This is a genomic window from Psychrobacillus mangrovi (assembly GCF_037104765.1).
In the GTDB taxonomy this organism is placed as follows: Bacteria; Bacillota; Bacilli; order Bacillales_A; family Planococcaceae; genus Psychrobacillus; species Psychrobacillus mangrovi.
Genome location: NZ_JBAWSY010000007.1, coordinates 79,929 through 94,247 on the forward strand (window position 1 = coordinate 79,929; position 14,319 = coordinate 94,247).

At 34.9% G+C, this 14,319-nt stretch carries 15 protein-coding genes and 1 riboswitch; of the genes, 8 read left to right on the plus strand and 7 right to left on the minus strand.

The window, feature by feature from the left end:
- Position 1 precedes the first annotated feature (1 nt).
- Complete coding sequence (locus tag WAX74_RS11415) at positions 2–1,033, minus strand: S66 family peptidase (protein WP_336497888.1); 1,032 nt, start codon at positions 1,031–1,033, stop codon at positions 2–4.
- Between the two features lie 124 nt (positions 1,034–1,157).
- On the opposite strand from WAX74_RS11415, the gene ypfJ reads away from it, so the two are divergent.
- The 5 genes from ypfJ to WAX74_RS11440 all read left to right on the plus strand — a co-directional run bounded on the left by ypfJ (position 1,158) and on the right by WAX74_RS11440 (position 6,812).
- Entirely contained in the window at positions 1,158–2,006 is an 849-nt protein-coding gene (gene ypfJ, locus WAX74_RS11420; RefSeq protein WP_336497786.1) for a KPN_02809 family neutral zinc metallopeptidase, read from the plus strand.
- 123 nt (positions 2,007–2,129) lie between these two features.
- Entirely contained in the window at positions 2,130–2,990 is an 861-nt protein-coding gene (gene dapF, locus WAX74_RS11425; RefSeq protein WP_413788961.1) for a diaminopimelate epimerase, read from the plus strand.
- 23 nt (positions 2,991–3,013) lie between these two features.
- The gene (locus WAX74_RS11430; protein ID WP_336497787.1) at positions 3,014–4,351 is read left to right on the plus strand and encodes a response regulator; all 1,338 of its coding nucleotides are present in this window, start codon (positions 3,014–3,016) and stop codon (positions 4,349–4,351) included.
- The gene (locus WAX74_RS11435) at positions 4,348–5,394 is read left to right on the plus strand and encodes a HEAT repeat domain-containing protein (protein ID WP_336497788.1); all 1,047 of its coding nucleotides are present in this window, start codon (positions 4,348–4,350) and stop codon (positions 5,392–5,394) included. Before WAX74_RS11430 ends, WAX74_RS11435 begins: the two co-directional genes overlap by 4 nt.
- Entirely contained in the window at positions 5,391–6,812 is a 1,422-nt protein-coding gene (locus tag WAX74_RS11440; protein ID WP_336497789.1) for a glycosyltransferase family 2 protein, read from the plus strand. The genes WAX74_RS11435 and WAX74_RS11440 overlap by 4 nt, the downstream gene beginning before the upstream one ends.
- A 118-nt stretch (positions 6,813–6,930) precedes the next feature.
- On the opposite strand, the gene WAX74_RS11445 is transcribed toward WAX74_RS11440, so the two are convergent.
- Positions 6,931–7,602, minus strand: coding sequence for a hypothetical protein (locus WAX74_RS11445; protein WP_336497790.1), 672 nt, complete (start codon positions 7,600–7,602; stop codon positions 6,931–6,933).
- A gap of 609 nt (positions 7,603–8,211) precedes the next feature.
- Between WAX74_RS11445 and WAX74_RS11450 the strand changes: the two genes are divergently transcribed.
- Positions 8,212–8,766 carry a 3D domain-containing protein gene (locus tag WAX74_RS11450; RefSeq protein ID WP_336497791.1) on the plus strand — a complete coding sequence of 185 codons (555 nt, stop codon included), beginning with the start codon at positions 8,212–8,214 and terminating at the stop codon, positions 8,764–8,766.
- A gap of 38 nt (positions 8,767–8,804) precedes the next feature.
- On the opposite strand, the gene WAX74_RS11455 is transcribed toward WAX74_RS11450, so the two are convergent.
- The 3 genes from WAX74_RS11455 to WAX74_RS11465 form a co-directional block, all read right to left on the minus strand.
- Complete coding sequence (locus WAX74_RS11455) at positions 8,805–9,431, minus strand: NUDIX hydrolase (RefSeq protein ID WP_336497792.1); 627 nt, start codon at positions 9,429–9,431, stop codon at positions 8,805–8,807.
- A 109-nt stretch (positions 9,432–9,540) separates the two neighbouring features.
- Entirely contained in the window at positions 9,541–10,182 is a 642-nt protein-coding gene (locus WAX74_RS11460) for a FusB/FusC family EF-G-binding protein (RefSeq protein ID WP_336497793.1), read from the minus strand.
- A 150-nt stretch (positions 10,183–10,332) separates the two neighbouring features.
- On the minus strand, positions 10,333–10,596 hold the full coding sequence (locus WAX74_RS11465; RefSeq protein WP_336497794.1) for a CD3324 family protein: 264 nt from the start codon (positions 10,594–10,596) through the stop codon (positions 10,333–10,335).
- A 255-nt stretch (positions 10,597–10,851) separates the two neighbouring features.
- On the opposite strand from WAX74_RS11465, the gene WAX74_RS11470 reads away from it, so the two are divergent.
- Positions 10,852–11,988 (plus strand): polysaccharide deacetylase, encoded by a 1,137-nt coding sequence (locus WAX74_RS11470; protein WP_336497795.1) that lies wholly within the window; start codon positions 10,852–10,854, stop codon positions 11,986–11,988.
- Between the two features lie 173 nt (positions 11,989–12,161).
- On the opposite strand, the gene WAX74_RS11475 is transcribed toward WAX74_RS11470, so the two are convergent.
- Complete coding sequence (locus tag WAX74_RS11475; protein WP_336497796.1) at positions 12,162–12,407, minus strand: DUF3006 domain-containing protein; 246 nt, start codon at positions 12,405–12,407, stop codon at positions 12,162–12,164.
- On the minus strand, positions 12,394–13,608 hold the full coding sequence (locus WAX74_RS11480) for a lamin tail domain-containing protein (RefSeq protein WP_336497797.1): 1,215 nt from the start codon (positions 13,606–13,608) through the stop codon (positions 12,394–12,396). Before WAX74_RS11480 ends, WAX74_RS11475 begins: the two co-directional genes overlap by 14 nt.
- 115 nt (positions 13,609–13,723) lie before the next feature.
- A riboswitch (PreQ1 riboswitch) is annotated at positions 13,724–13,768 on the plus strand.
- Positions 13,769–13,775: 7 nt separating this feature from the next.
- Between WAX74_RS11480 and WAX74_RS11485 the strand changes: the two genes are divergently transcribed.
- Positions 13,776–14,258, plus strand: coding sequence for a QueT transporter family protein (locus WAX74_RS11485; RefSeq protein ID WP_336497798.1), 483 nt, complete (start codon positions 13,776–13,778; stop codon positions 14,256–14,258).
- Positions 14,259–14,319: the final 61 nt, after the last annotated feature.

Consider the following 14,319-nt stretch of genomic DNA (forward strand, 5'->3'; position numbering starts at 1 on the left):
ATTACTCAACTCCACTATCTAAAATAGAAAACGTAACTCTCTCACAATCAATTTCAGCCATCGCTCCATATGGAAGAACAAACTTTGGTTCGGTATGCCCAAAATTCAAATTATAAAGAATGGGTAACTCATTTAAATCAAGTTCCTTCATAATTCCTAAAATAGATTCTTTATATTCCTCATAGTATCTCTCATGTTGAGGCTTTGCAAAAACTATTCCTTTTATATTTTGCAAAATTCCTTGCGAGCCATAATTCCTTAGCCAATATTCAATGTAAGATGGCTCAGGAAGATCCTCGGATGTTTCGAAAAATAATATACTTTCTTTCCAATACTTTTCTTCCGGCCAAAGAGAAGTTCCCTTAGCAAACTCTAAAACCTCGATACACCCTCCGATTAATCTACCTTGGACGACTCCAGAGCCTTGCAGCAATTCATAGCCTTGATTTGCATTCATTTTACGTTGTTTATCTTTATTTTCAATGAGCCATTCTAATCGTTCACTCGTCCATTCAGAAGCTGGTTTAACTTCTCCAATTACTTCATTTGTGAATAAAGTCTTTTTCAAAGCATCCACTGTATAAGCATGCATCTCCACATTTTCTGCAAAGTCTGTCAGTATTGCTGGGCCATAAAATGAAGAAATTCCAGCTTTATGACAAAATAAATGAGTCACGGTTGCATCTGAATAACCAATAAAAATCTTCGGATTATTGCGGATGACATCAAAATCAATATAAGGTAAAAGTCTAATACTTTCACTCCCACCAATATTGGAAACAATCCCTTTTATCGTCGGGTCCTTAAAGGCATTCATTAGATCTTCTGCACGTGCTTTTGGGTTATCATATAAATAATCTGCACCCTTTAAGCTATTTGGCATAGGTACTACTTCTAATCCAAACACCTTTTTTAATCGTTCAACACCTTGCTCATATCGCCATCTCAATTCAGGTTCTCCTGCTCCACCCCAAGACAAACTAATTGTCGCAACTTTATCACCAGGTTGCAGCATTTTAGGTTTTAATAGCATCATAAACACTCCCCTTTATTTCATTATAATTCAAACCATCCAAGTTGGATGTCTAATTTTATAAATTTTGGGTATAAAGACAATACACATATTTATTGATGAGCTGTAGAAGGAGTTGAACTAGATGAAATGGAAGGGACGAGCTGGTAGCTCAAATGTAGAAGACCGGCGTGGTATGAGCGGAGGAAAAGCAATTGCCGGAGTTGGTGGCGGTCTCGGATTAATTATAGTAATTATAATATCATTGCTTGGCGGAAATCCGGGTGAACTTTTGGGTAATCTTGGTACAACAGAACAATCTAGTTCTGTTCCCTACGAAGAGAGTGCACAAGAAAAGGAATTAGCGGAGTTTGTATCCGTCGTACTAGCAGATACCGAAAAGGTATGGACAAAAATATTTGAGGAAAATGGTTTGAAATATGTGGAACCAACGCTTGTATTATATTCGGGTAGTGTAAATTCAGCATGTGGAACGGCAGGAGCTTCTGTAGGTCCTTTTTATTGTCCAGGTGACCAAAAGCTTTATATTGACTTAAGCTTCTATCAGGAATTACAGGATAAATTCAAAGCTCCTGGAGACTTTGCGATGGCGTATGTCATAGCTCACGAAGTAGGACATCATGTGCAAACGCTCTTAGGAACAACGGAAGAAGTAATGCCATTACGCCAAAAACTTAGCGAAGAGGAATTCAATAAATACCTTGTACGCTTTGAACTTCAGGCTGACTATTTATCAGGGGTTTGGGCAAAGCACGCACAAGGTTTAGGTTACTTGGAAGAAGGAGACTTAGAAGAAGCATTGACTGCAGCAAGTGCTGTTGGAGATGATACGTTACAAAAGCAAGCAAGAGGTTATGTGGTACCAGAAAGTTTTACACATGGCACTTCAGAACAACGAAAAAACTGGTTCTATAAAGGTTTCGAAAACGGAAAGATTCAAGGTGGAGACACTTTTAATACGAAAACACCATAGAAAAATAGACAGTCGCAATTCTATTCTTGTTTTTGCGACTGTTTTTCTTTAGTCATTCATTGACCATGATGCTTTTAAGTAACTATAATAAATGAAATTGTATTTATAAGGAGATTTCGAATAATGAATATTACATTTACTAAAATGCATGGTTGTGGAAATGATTATATCTATATAAATTGTTTAGAAAACATGATCGAAAATCCTGAAGGCCTTAGTCGTTTAGTTTCAGATAGACATTTTGGAATTGGTGGAGATGGTGTGGTATTAATATGTCCATCTGAAATTGCAGATGCAAAAATGAGGATGTTTAATGCGGATGGTAGCGAAGGTAAAATGTGCGGCAATGCTATTCGATGTGTCGCAAAGTATTTATACGATCATCAGATCGTACCAAAAAATACGATGAGCATTGATACTTTAAGTGGTGTGAAAATTATTCAAGTTTATGCTGAAAACGGCAAAATGACTTCAGCTACTGTTGACATGGGGAAACCAAATTTAGAACCTTCCGCATTACCTATTTTAATGGATCGAACTGAAAGTATAGTAAATATGCCATTTACAATTGAAAATAAAGATTATCATATTACTACTGTATCTATGGGAAATCCCCATTGCGTTATTATAACTGATAATATTGAATCTATTAATCTTCCAATAGTAGGTCCAACATTCGAATTAAATCCTATTTTCCCCGAGAGTGTGAACACTGAATTTATTGAAATAGTAAGCCGCACTTCAATTAATATGCGTGTTTGGGAACGTGGCAGTGGAGAAACGTTAGCATGCGGGACAGGAGCTTGCGCTTCAGTTGTTGCAGCAGTATTAAATGGGCATTGTGACTTTGATACTGATATTGAAGTAAATCTTTTAGGTGGTAAGCTTATTATTCGATATTCTGATCATGGGGTATTTATGACGGGACCTGCTACTACAGTATTTAAAGGTGAAATAGAATGGGATGGTTATCTCATTAGATAATATATTTTAAAGGAGGTTTACAGTTGTTCACGAATAACTCAAATATTAATCCTCGCAACAAGCTGGGACTTCTTTTGTTAATTGCTGAAGACTTAACGGAAGTATCTTCTATTAAAAATGACTTAGAAACGGAAGGCTATACTACTTTAGTGGCACCAAATGTAGAAAAAGGAATTGACTTGTTCAATACAAATGAAATTGACGTTTGTTGCGTTTCAACTAATTTATCTGACTCTTCTGCTTTTACCTTTCTAGATAAAATGAAACAGACTGCACAAGAACGTTTTATTCCAATACTTGTTTTAAATTTTAATAATGAATTTTCTTCGATAAAAACTGAATTCATTCGTCATGGAGCAACGGATATGATACATCCGAAAAAAGGAAACAATCTCCTTCTTGCGATTGTTTCCAATATATTATCACATCGAAATTTTATTAAACATCTTCAATCGATTGACCCGCTTACAGGTGCACTTAACTATGCTAGCTTTGAAAAAAAAGCGCTCGATTTAATAGACACTTTTAATAACGAAGGTACCACTTTTTCCCTTTCTATAATAGAAGTACATGATTTACAACAAAAAAATAAAGACTTTGGATTTTCTTATACAAATGAGATACTAAGCACTTTCAGTGAATTGGTTCACACTAACATCTCACCCAAAGAAAGCTTTTATCGATTACATGGGGCAACCTTCGCTCTCCTTCATCCAGCAACTAAAGTAGAAGAAGCACTTAAAAAATTGGAGAACTTAAATAAATCTTTTCTTTCTAACACTTTTGATAAAGATGGGCAAAGCTTTCATATTCAAATAGTATCAGGTATTGCAGAATGGAACTCTTCTTATGAGCATATCCAGCAACTAGTAGTGAATGGTAAGCAGGCATTAAGTGTTGCCAAACAGTCAAAAGAGCCATCCTGTATTTCTTATAACGACATGAACTTGGAGTCGATTAAGCCAATAGTGCGGGTATTTATTGTAGATGACAACAAGCTGAGTAGAACGATGCTAGAGAAACAATTTTTCTCGTGGCACTCTCCTCGATTTCAGATAGAAGTTTCTGTTATGGATAACGGCTTTGACTTTATTCACTCCGATTGGTATCATCCTGCTGATTATCATATCCTACTTTTAGATGTAATAATGCCTAAAATGGATGGCTTGGAAGTATTAAATTACATACGAGAAAAGTATCCAAGTGATCGTATTATCATTTCCATGCTAACGTCTCGAAACAATGATCAAGATATTATACATGCGTTAAACATAGGAGCGGACGATTATTTGATTAAGCCTTTCCATCCACAGGAAGTACTCGCTCGAATTCAACGTCTTGCCAGTAGGTTATTTGTATGAATATTGATCTTATTTATTTCTACTGGACTATTGGTATTCTTTTGGGATTTCAATTAATATTACTAGCCCTGCTATGCATAAGGAAATGGCAAAGAAATAGAGAAAACGATAGACAAAAGCAAGTTTATGAGGACAATCTAGAATTATTTGTAGATTATTTAATGACGGATAACTGGATGATTCCTAAAGCACTTGTATTAAGAAAGAATTTTGAAGTGGCAGAACGAATTTTTAGTGAAACAATTAACGATGTAAAAGATACGTATATGTTAGAAAAGCTCGAGCAAGCAGCAGAATCTATATTTTCTGAAACCTATTTAAGTCAATTGAGAAGAGGATCTTGGTCTACTCGGGTAAATACACTATACTTTATCGAGGATTTTAAACTAACATCGTTAAAGTCTTTTCTACAACAGCATTTAAAGAAATTAAAAGTATGGGATGAGGAAAAGAATCAAACTGTTCGGGCACTTGCAGCATTAAATGACCTTTCTATTATTGATTACTTAAATAAAGATAGATCTGCAACATTACAACATTATTTAGATGTATTTAGTAGATTTGATGATGATACGTTCGGAAATGCTATAAAACTTAGTAAAGAAAACTATAATCCGATGTGTAGGGTTGCCATCCTGTCCTTTATAGGGTTAACAAAAAATGTACGGTACCAACCAATTTTGGAGGTTGAATTACAAAATGAAAATTTGGAAATGCGCATCCAGGCACTTAAAGGCCTTTATAGGTTAAGTTATATAAGCAATATTGAACTACTCATACCATTTTTCGACTCTTCTTCATGGCAAGAAAGAATGTTCAGTTGCCGTATTTCAGGAGTACTAATGTTGGAAGTCTATGAGCCATTCTTAGAAAAATTATTAGGAGATAAAGAATGGTGGGTTCGAAATGCTGCTGCTGAGTCTTTGCTACAAATATTTGGAGAAGAAAAGCTTCTCTTCCTGTCTAAAAATCATCTAGATCTATATGCAAGAGATATGGCAGTGCAATGGATCAGTTCCAAAAAAGGGGGAAGTAAGAAGTGAAGGATATTGTTATTTTCTTATTCCAAGAAACCTCCTTCTTCGTCATACTATATATGGGAATCACTACAATAGGTTATATTATTTTGTTTTTATTTTCCATCAAAAATGTTATGCGCGAAGGAAGACTTATTAAAACCGAATCACTTGAAGATATGGCGATAAGTGAAAGTACGTATCCGGTTTCTATCATTGTTCCTGCCTATAATGAAGAAGTTGGAGTGGTCAGTACGGTTCGATCATTGTTAGCGCTCAATTATCCTGAATATGAGATCATTGTGGTAGACGATGGGTCAAAAGATGAAACATTATTAAAATTAATCGATGAGCTTAAGTTAGAAAAAATAGAACTGGCAGTTCGAGAACATATGAAAACTCAACAGATACGATCCACTTACCGCTCTACAATATACTCAACCGTTACGGTAGTTTCCAAATCTAACGGTGGAAAAGCCGATGCGTTAAATTGTGGGATAAATATATCCAAGTATCCATATTTTTGTGCAATTGATGGAGATTCCATATTAGAAAACGATGCTTTATTGAAGGTAATGAAACCAGTGATAGATTCGGAAGGAAAAACAGTTGCTGTTGGTGGTTCCGTACGAATTGCAAATGGGACAACCATTTCAAGAAGTAAGGTAGAATCAATTGATCTCCCCAAAAACCCTTTAGTTATCCTGCAAATAGTCGAATACTTTAGAGCGTTTTTAATCGGAAGACTGGGGTTTACAAAAATTAATCAGCTTCTTATTATTTCAGGGGCATTTGGTCTTTTCCATAAAAATACAGTAATTAAGTCCGGCGGCTATAAAGTGGATACCGTAGGAGAAGACATGGAGCTTATCGTTCGCCTACATCGAATTATTAAAGAACAAAAACTCGATCTTCAATTAAAATATATTCCAGATCCAGTTTGCTGGACAGAAGCACCTGACTCCTTTAAAGTCTTGAAATCTCAAAGAGTTAGATGGCAAAGAGGTTTAGCAGAAACATTGAATGCACATAGAAAGATGTTTTTAAATCCCAAATATGGACTTATCGGATTCATCGGCTTTCCCTATTTTTTTATGGTTGAATTATTAGGAGCAGTTATTGAATTGATTGGATATATCCTAATTTTTGGAGGATTATTATTTGGCTTCTTAGACCCATACATTATAGCGGTATTATTATTGATTACGTTACTTTACGGTTCTTTCATTTCCACCTTGTCTATTCTATTAGAAGAACTTACAATGTTTAAATATCCAAAAGTGAAGCATTTATTATTATTATTCTTATGGGCATTGACAGAATCCTTTTGGTTCCGTCCCCTTCTCGTTTTGTGGCGATTTGAAGGTTTGATTAGATCATTTCGTCAAAAGGAAGCAGAATGGGGAAAAATGGAGAGAAAAGGAATATCCACTGATTCCCAATAAAAAAAGTCCGATTGAGAAATGTTCAATCGGACTTGCAATTACTTGATACATTTTTCCTCCATAAAAAAATAGCCCAGCTTAATAAACTGGACTAAATTGTGTAAATATTGCTCTTGAATCATTTATTATTTAGTAATGCAAGTTTTGCTTTAGATGGAGTTTCATATTTTACGGTTACACCATTTAACATGGTATTATTTTGTACAATATAATACCCTCCTCCTAGTCCGTACATAGGAACATATCCATCAAGTGGTTGTTTAGCTGAATATACTCGATATTCTTCATTAGGTTTCAGTGTACGGATAGGTTCAAGACCTGGTTCAAGACCTTCACCTCCGTTATTTACCTTAAATAAAGTAGTCTCTTTAAGAATTGTAACCTTTCCAATCTGCCCTGCTTTAAGTTCCGTTTTTCCCCACATTACTTTTGTGGATGGAGCTTCTAGTAATGCAAGTTTTGCTTTGGATGGAGTTTCATACTTGATGGCAGAATGCTCAAGGACATATTCTCCTGCACCTATACCATATGCCCCTCCCCAAATATCTTTAGTATATTGATAGACACGGAATTCACTGCCTGCTTTTAATACTCTACCACGTACATGATTGCCTTTTTCATCTACATAAGCGATAGCTGTATCGGCTAGTATTGTTACCTTTCCAATCTGACCTGCTTTTAGTTCCGTTTTTCCCCACATTATTTTAGGGGATGAAGCTTCTGATGAGATGCTGAACGTAAACATCGCTACCAAAGTGAATACAATAGTAATTAACTTTTTCTTTTTCATTTTTCTACCTCCTTCAACATTATTGGTTTAATTGTAACAAAGGATATAGTTAAATTATGAAATTAATACTAACTATAAAGAATAGTACACAATGCGAACATGCTATGCTTCTTCAACTAACTTCCCCCCCTTTAGTCTAATAAGTAAAGAGAGTCGCCTAAGCATTTCGACGTTCTTTATGGAAAGCCCCAATAGTGAAACAAGACTTAATTATTTTTTCCTAAAAGCAAACAACGTTTCAAAAGTAACTGACAATATATCCTGTTGTCGTTCTATTTCATTTAACTCTTCTTTTACCTCAATAATACAGTTAAATAAAACATCACCTCGAGTAATTGTTTTATTTATTACAGTAACGTTACATCAATTTATTCTCAAATATGAAACAAAATAACTAAGAAAGTATGAAAAAAGTCCCTATAGAAATTATTCGTTTTACAAAATTCATTGTAATTAGCCCTCTTTCGATAGTACTTTTCCAATACAAATGAATCATTAACTTGTAACAATGTATCTACCATTTGTAACGCTAATGGTAAATTGCCGTAATATTCCTGTAACAATATATTGCTAATATATGATTAGACTAAATAGCAAGGGGTAGAGTATTTGAAGAAAATTCTTGGATCACTCATAATCACAATCGTACTATTAGTCAGCGGAGTAACACAAGGCTTCGCAGCTACTACCGTTCATACGGTAAATAAAGGCGAAACATTATATTCGATTTCCAAAAAGTATAAAGTATCAATTGACAATCTAAAGTCATGGAATAACTTAAAATCAGATAGTATCAAAGTAAAACAAAAGCTTAAAATAACAGGCAAGGAAAAAACAAAAAATCCTTCCAGATCCGATTCAGAGGACAAAGTCACAAAAGAAATAGTTGTATCGGCTAGTGCTTTCACTGCAAATTGCAATGGCTGCTCCGGTGTAACAAGCACTGGAATAAACTTAAAGCGTAATCCAGACATAAAGGTAATCGCAGTAGATCCAGATGTAATCAAGCTTGGCACAAAAGTGTATGTAGAAGGCTATGGCTATGCTATTGCTGGCGATACAGGTAGCGCAATTAAGGGAAACAAAATTGATGTATTTTTCTCTTCTAAAAAAGAAGCATATAAATGGGGCCGTAAATCTGTAACTATAAAAATATTAGAATAAAATAACTACCAACTTTCTATAGAAGAAAGTTGGTTTTTTTATGGACAAAGAATAGCTTGGATTCCAGATATTACAGCTTTATAATAAGAGTTCTCGTGTGGAACGAAAGCATCTTTTTCAACTATTTTTATTAGAGGAATCCTTTCTCCAAAATCATTCAACTGGTATCCTTCGATCTCTATTGAAGAAACTTCATTTGTCCAGAGTGCTGCAAACTGCTTAAAATCTGCACGAACAATCCCTGAAACTTCCTCTACTTGAAGGTTAAAATCTTCGAAATTAATATTGTTATTATACATAAAGACATTCGCTAACTCTTTATCTATAAGCTCACCCGTTGTTATGGAATAATCTATCACTCCAAGCGAAACGAACTCGTCAAAAGTTACTTCAATTCCAAGTTCTTCTTGTACTTCTCTTATCCCATCCACTACTTTTTCTGTAGCAAGTAAATGTCCAGCTGCCGTAATGTCTAGTAAGCTAGGATAATCTTTTTTATGATCACTACGAATTTGTAAATATATATACTCTTTCCCTTCCTTCCTACTTATAAACCAACAATGAAACGTTTCATGCCACAATCCAAGTCGATGAACTTCTTCCCGAGTCGCCGTTCCTATCTCCAATCTATTTTCATCGAAAATCCTCAGCATCTCATTTTCCATTGAATAACCCTCCTTATATGACAATTATATTACAAGTGCCTGGCACCAAAACAAACGTGAAAAACGTGAATGTTTAAATATTCACGTTTGTTTTGGTTTTATATACAATTTAAAAACCCATAATTAATTCTACAAACTCATTTAGTTTGTCATCGGAAACTATATTTTGATTGCATTTATGGCTGTCCTGGCAAATGTAGTTTCCTCTTTTAATATAGGCGTCCTGTGTTGCGCCTTTTACGGCAGATGTAAACATACCAATCTCTTCAAAGCGATTACATAAAGCACATATTCCTTTTTTATTGGAATTTTTGTAGCCACCGGAAATTCCAACAAGCTTACCATTGTGTTCGACAATCAAGAATTTTTTGTTTGACCCTTTGTCTAGCCAACCCAAATAAGATATTTCTTTAAAGTCTACTTCTTCTAATAAAGGTATTTTAAGCTTCTTTGCCTTAGGAAATAATTTTTTAATTGTTTGTTCTTTTATTTCCTTAAAAGGCACTATATAAGGTTTTGTTTGCTCTAAAAATCTTTCCACATCTGCTTTTTCTTTTACATCTACTATTGGATTTAGTAATTGTTTTTGTTCTTCATTTAATTCTTCAAACAATCCTAAAACTTTTTCAATCGTGAGTGATTTCAATGCCTTTAATACAGCTTGATCGTTGACAGTTGCGTGGCCATTTATTAACGCTTGGGTTTGATTTTTTATAAAGTTATATTGATCACTTCTAATGAAAGGATTCATTTCCATCCGTCCTATTCTCTTTTTTTTCAAGATCTTTTCTAGCTTATTGTAGCGGAAATACTTTTATTATAAATGGTAAAGATGGCTATGAAATATTGTCGCCATATAAAAAGCTGATAACCATGTAAAGAAGGATCATCAGCTCATTTTTTATTTGGAATAAATGATTTTCTTCACAGTTTCAATAGAAAGAAAATGCTCTTTTGCAAGATGATTCATGGGAATCCCATTTTTATACGCTTGCTTAAGAAGGGCATTTCTTTCGTCAATACGCTTTCTTTCTCCAGAAAGCGCTCCCCACTGCTTGTAACTTTTTTCTTGTTTTGGAATATAAATTGTTTCCCCTTGGATATACTTTTGAATTTCCTTCACAAGCTCCTCAGGTAAAACAGAATTTGCTTTTATATAGGTCATTGCGCTCGCTCCTTATTTTATGAACTTTAAATAAGGTGCAAAGCCACAAGTTGAAATGGCGATGAAAAATTAATTAATAAACTCCCCACGCAAAGTATCGCCTTTCCAAAATAGGCTTTGCATGAGACGCTGCGCTCTCTGGCAAGTTACTACTATTTGCCACTACCCTCACCCCCTTAGTAATCATCTTAATATATTCATATCACGATTACAAAACACATATAGTTTTAAGATGATAAGAAAATATAGTAACGGGTGGGTATAATCATAAAAAAATTTACTATTTTATGCGTAGCTTTTTTAATTTCTCTTATTTTTAGCACAACCACTGGTCAAGCAGCAATTGAATCACATTATGTTGGATTTAATGATCAATTATTAGATTTTAGTCATGTACAAGTTATCGGTGAAGATTCGAAAGTTCCACTTGAAGAAATAGCAGCATATTTAGACATTCCCTATGAAACAGAAAAAGGAATCACCTTTATACGAAAAAATGACTTTGAGATAAGTTATAACGAGAGCTCGAACATAACTACTAAAAATGGAACACCACTCAGTTGGGTTCCAATCGTCCAATTAGATGGAAAGCTATTCATAAGCGTTAAATTTATTGCTACAGAGATAGGATATAAAATTGAAAACTTTCCAAAACAGAAAACACAGCGAATCTATAGAGACGACTGGATTCATATGTCTCATGCAGATTATGAGAATTATTTAAACCAACAGCTGAAAACTAAACAAACACAGGCAAAGCCAACTAAAGCAACTATTTACTTAACATTTGACGATGGACCAAATAAATTTACAACTCTTAACAATTCCACCTTAAAAAAATACAATGTCCCAGGTACTTTCTTCTTTCTAGGAAACCATATGAAAAAGAACTCATCCATCGTAAAATCGGTCTTAAAAGACGGGCACTATATTGGAACACATAGCATGACTCATGATAAAACGAAAGTTTACCAATCCGCAAATACCTTTATAAAAGAAATGAACGAAGGAACAAAACTAATAAAAGAAATGACTGGGTTGGATTCAAAACTCGTTCGAACCCCATATGGCAGTAAGCCTCATATAACAGCGGCAATGAAAGATGAATTAATTAAAAACAACTACAAACTATGGGATTGGGACGTAGATTCACAGGACTGGAAATACACAGATAAACAAGCTGACCAAATCGTGAAGAACGTAAAAGTAGGAGTAGAAAAAGCCTATAAATCCGGAGATCGAGACATCATCATCCTGCTTCATGACAGAAGCCAAACAACAAAAGCCCTCCCTCAGATAATCGAGTGGCTCCAAAAAGAAGGTTATACACTAAAAACATACGAACCCAAACAGCACATCGTCCAAAACTTCCTACACGACAAATCTCTCTAACCAATTATTACAATAGTATTACTGGTGCCAGGCACCAAAACAAACATAACAAACATAACAATCGTGAAAAACGCGAAAAACGTGATTAACATGAATGTTCGAAAATTCATGTTAATCACGTTTGTTTTACTAATTGAGAAAGTTTTCTACTCCTTAGTTTCATAGTTGTTTTTTTATTTACCGTTCTTTAATTGCTCTAGTAACCTTTGAACTTTATCTCTTTGGTCCATCGTCTCCTTTTCATGTTTTTCAATTTTATAGGAGTTCTCCAAAACGGTTATGGACACAATATCTCCTTCTTCCAACGGTTCATTTATCTCTGAACGCGCCACGAGTAGGCTTTCAGTTTCATTTGGGTGCTTTAAAAATACCGCGTGTTCCCCTTCGAATCGATCTAAGGTGTACTTATTTGACCTCACTTATAACCTCTCCCTTCTCATTAAACAAGCTAGCTGCATCCCCATCGTTTCTCCAAATTTGCCTTTTTGTCCATTGAAGGAATCCTTGACCCTCCTTCGCGTCTGGGCCACTTGTGATATAGATGGTTTTCCCAGCATCTAGAACAATTTTTGGAAACTTATATACTTGATTGCCTTCGATCGATGTAAGTTCCCAGTCTTTTAAATTTACCGCTTCACCCCCGGTATTTGTTATACCCACAGTCTCTCCTTGCAAGTCCTTGCTTGATATGATGATGGATGGCGTGGATACAGTTTTCTTTGCTTCCACATGTTCTGGACTGTCTTGTGCGGAAACAGAATAATCAACTCCGTTAGTCGTTACTACAATATTACCTACTTCCGCTGTGGAATAAGCTTGGGAGTTTATTTTCTTAATATGGTTTACAACTTCTTGTTTTGGATGACCATAGGAGTTATCTTTTCCATAGCTTAAGATCGTAACTTCTGGTTTAACTTCACGAATAAACGCCTCCGAAGTACTAGTGTCGGACCCATGATGTCCGGCTTTCAAAAAAGTAGAATGCAGATTGTATTGTTGCATCATGCTTTTTTCAACCCCCATATCCGCATCACCTGTTAAAAGAAATGAAATTTCTCCGTATTGTACTTTCAACACAATAGAAGCTTCATTGTTATCATTCGATTCCTCTCCTACATTTAAAACGGTAATATCCAAATTGGAATCTAATGAAATTTTATCCCCTTTACTTGGCACGATAAATGGGATGTTCTTATCAGCGATAAGCTGGAGCATATTTTCATATGTTTGCGATGTATGTACTTTTCCTGAATCTACAAAGTGTTTAATGGAAATTGAATTTAACACAGCAAGAAGTCCACCAATATGATCGGCATCCGGATGAGTTGCGACGACATAATCTAACTTCTCTACTCCCTGATTACGTAAATAATTTACTACTTCTTTACCTGAGTCTTTCTTGCCCCCATCTATTAACATCGTTTTTCCTTCCGGTGATTGTATAAAAATAGAGTCACCTTGCCCTACATCAATAAAATGGACACTCATTTCTTTCCCAGAGGTTATTTTAGCGGCAGATGTTTCCACTTTCGTTTCAGTTTTTTCAGATTGTATTTCGGAAGTGCAGCCACATATAATAAAAATCATGCATGCACTGAGAATTGCAAAAAAATGTTTCATTTTAAAACCTTCCTTTTTTAATACTGTTTCCAATTTTAACATAGAAATAGATACTAGATTTCTATTTCCCTTGACATATGCCGACCCCTGTCATAGAATTAGCAATTGTGATTTATCAAACGTGGTTCGTGAACCTCCCACTTTAAAAAACTAAGGAGAAATGAATAATGAAAATAAAAACACTTGCTACAAGCGGTATTATTGCCGCTTTATATGTTGCAGTATCTTTACTGGTGGCACCTTTAGCATTTGGAGCAATACAGTTCCGTATAGCTGAAATGTTTAATCACCTAATCGTTTTCAATAAAAAATATATTTTTGGTATTGTACTCGGCGTATTTGTGACTAATCTGTTTTCCCCACTCGGTTTATATGATTTAACTTTTGGGGTAGCACATTCGATTATCACTTTATCCATCACAATTTTTGCTTCCAAGTATATCAAAGGTCATATTCCTCGTATGATATTCAATACATTGATCTTTACTGTAACAATGTTTATCATTGCAGTTGAATTAAACCTTGCATTGGAGCTTCCTTTCTTATATACATGGCTTACTGTTGCAGTTGGTGAGTTTGTCGTATTAGCTATAGGTATTCCTATAATAGCTGCTTTAAATAAACGTTTGAACTTTAAATCACTGATGTAGGAAATATATAGAGGGTGCCTCAAAATAGGTCGTTAAAAACGACTTTTTGAAGTCACCCTCT

Coding starts and splice junctions, on each gene's coding strand:
- WAX74_RS11415 (WP_336497888.1), bottom strand. CDS start 1,033: ATGCTATTAAAACCTAAAATGCTGCAACCTGGTGATAAAGTTGCGACA.
- ypfJ (WP_336497786.1), top strand. CDS start 1,158: ATGAAATGGAAGGGACGAGCTGGTAGCTCAAATGTAGAAGACCGGCGT.
- dapF (WP_413788961.1), top strand. CDS start 2,130: ATGAATATTACATTTACTAAAATGCATGGTTGTGGAAATGATTATATC.
- WAX74_RS11435 (WP_336497788.1), top strand. CDS start 4,348: ATGAATATTGATCTTATTTATTTCTACTGGACTATTGGTATTCTTTTG.
- WAX74_RS11445 (WP_336497790.1), bottom strand. CDS start 7,602: ATGAAAAAGAAAAAGTTAATTACTATTGTATTCACTTTGGTAGCGATG.
- WAX74_RS11455 (WP_336497792.1), bottom strand. CDS start 9,431: ATGGAAAATGAGATGCTGAGGATTTTCGATGAAAATAGATTGGAGATA.
- WAX74_RS11460 (WP_336497793.1), bottom strand. CDS start 10,182: ATGAATCCTTTCATTAGAAGTGATCAATATAACTTTATAAAAAATCAA.
- WAX74_RS11465 (WP_336497794.1), bottom strand. CDS start 10,596: ATGACCTATATAAAAGCAAATTCTGTTTTACCTGAGGAGCTTGTGAAG.
- WAX74_RS11480 (WP_336497797.1), bottom strand. CDS start 13,608: ATGAAACATTTTTTTGCAATTCTCAGTGCATGCATGATTTTTATTATA.
- WAX74_RS11485 (WP_336497798.1), top strand. CDS start 13,776: ATGAAAATAAAAACACTTGCTACAAGCGGTATTATTGCCGCTTTATAT.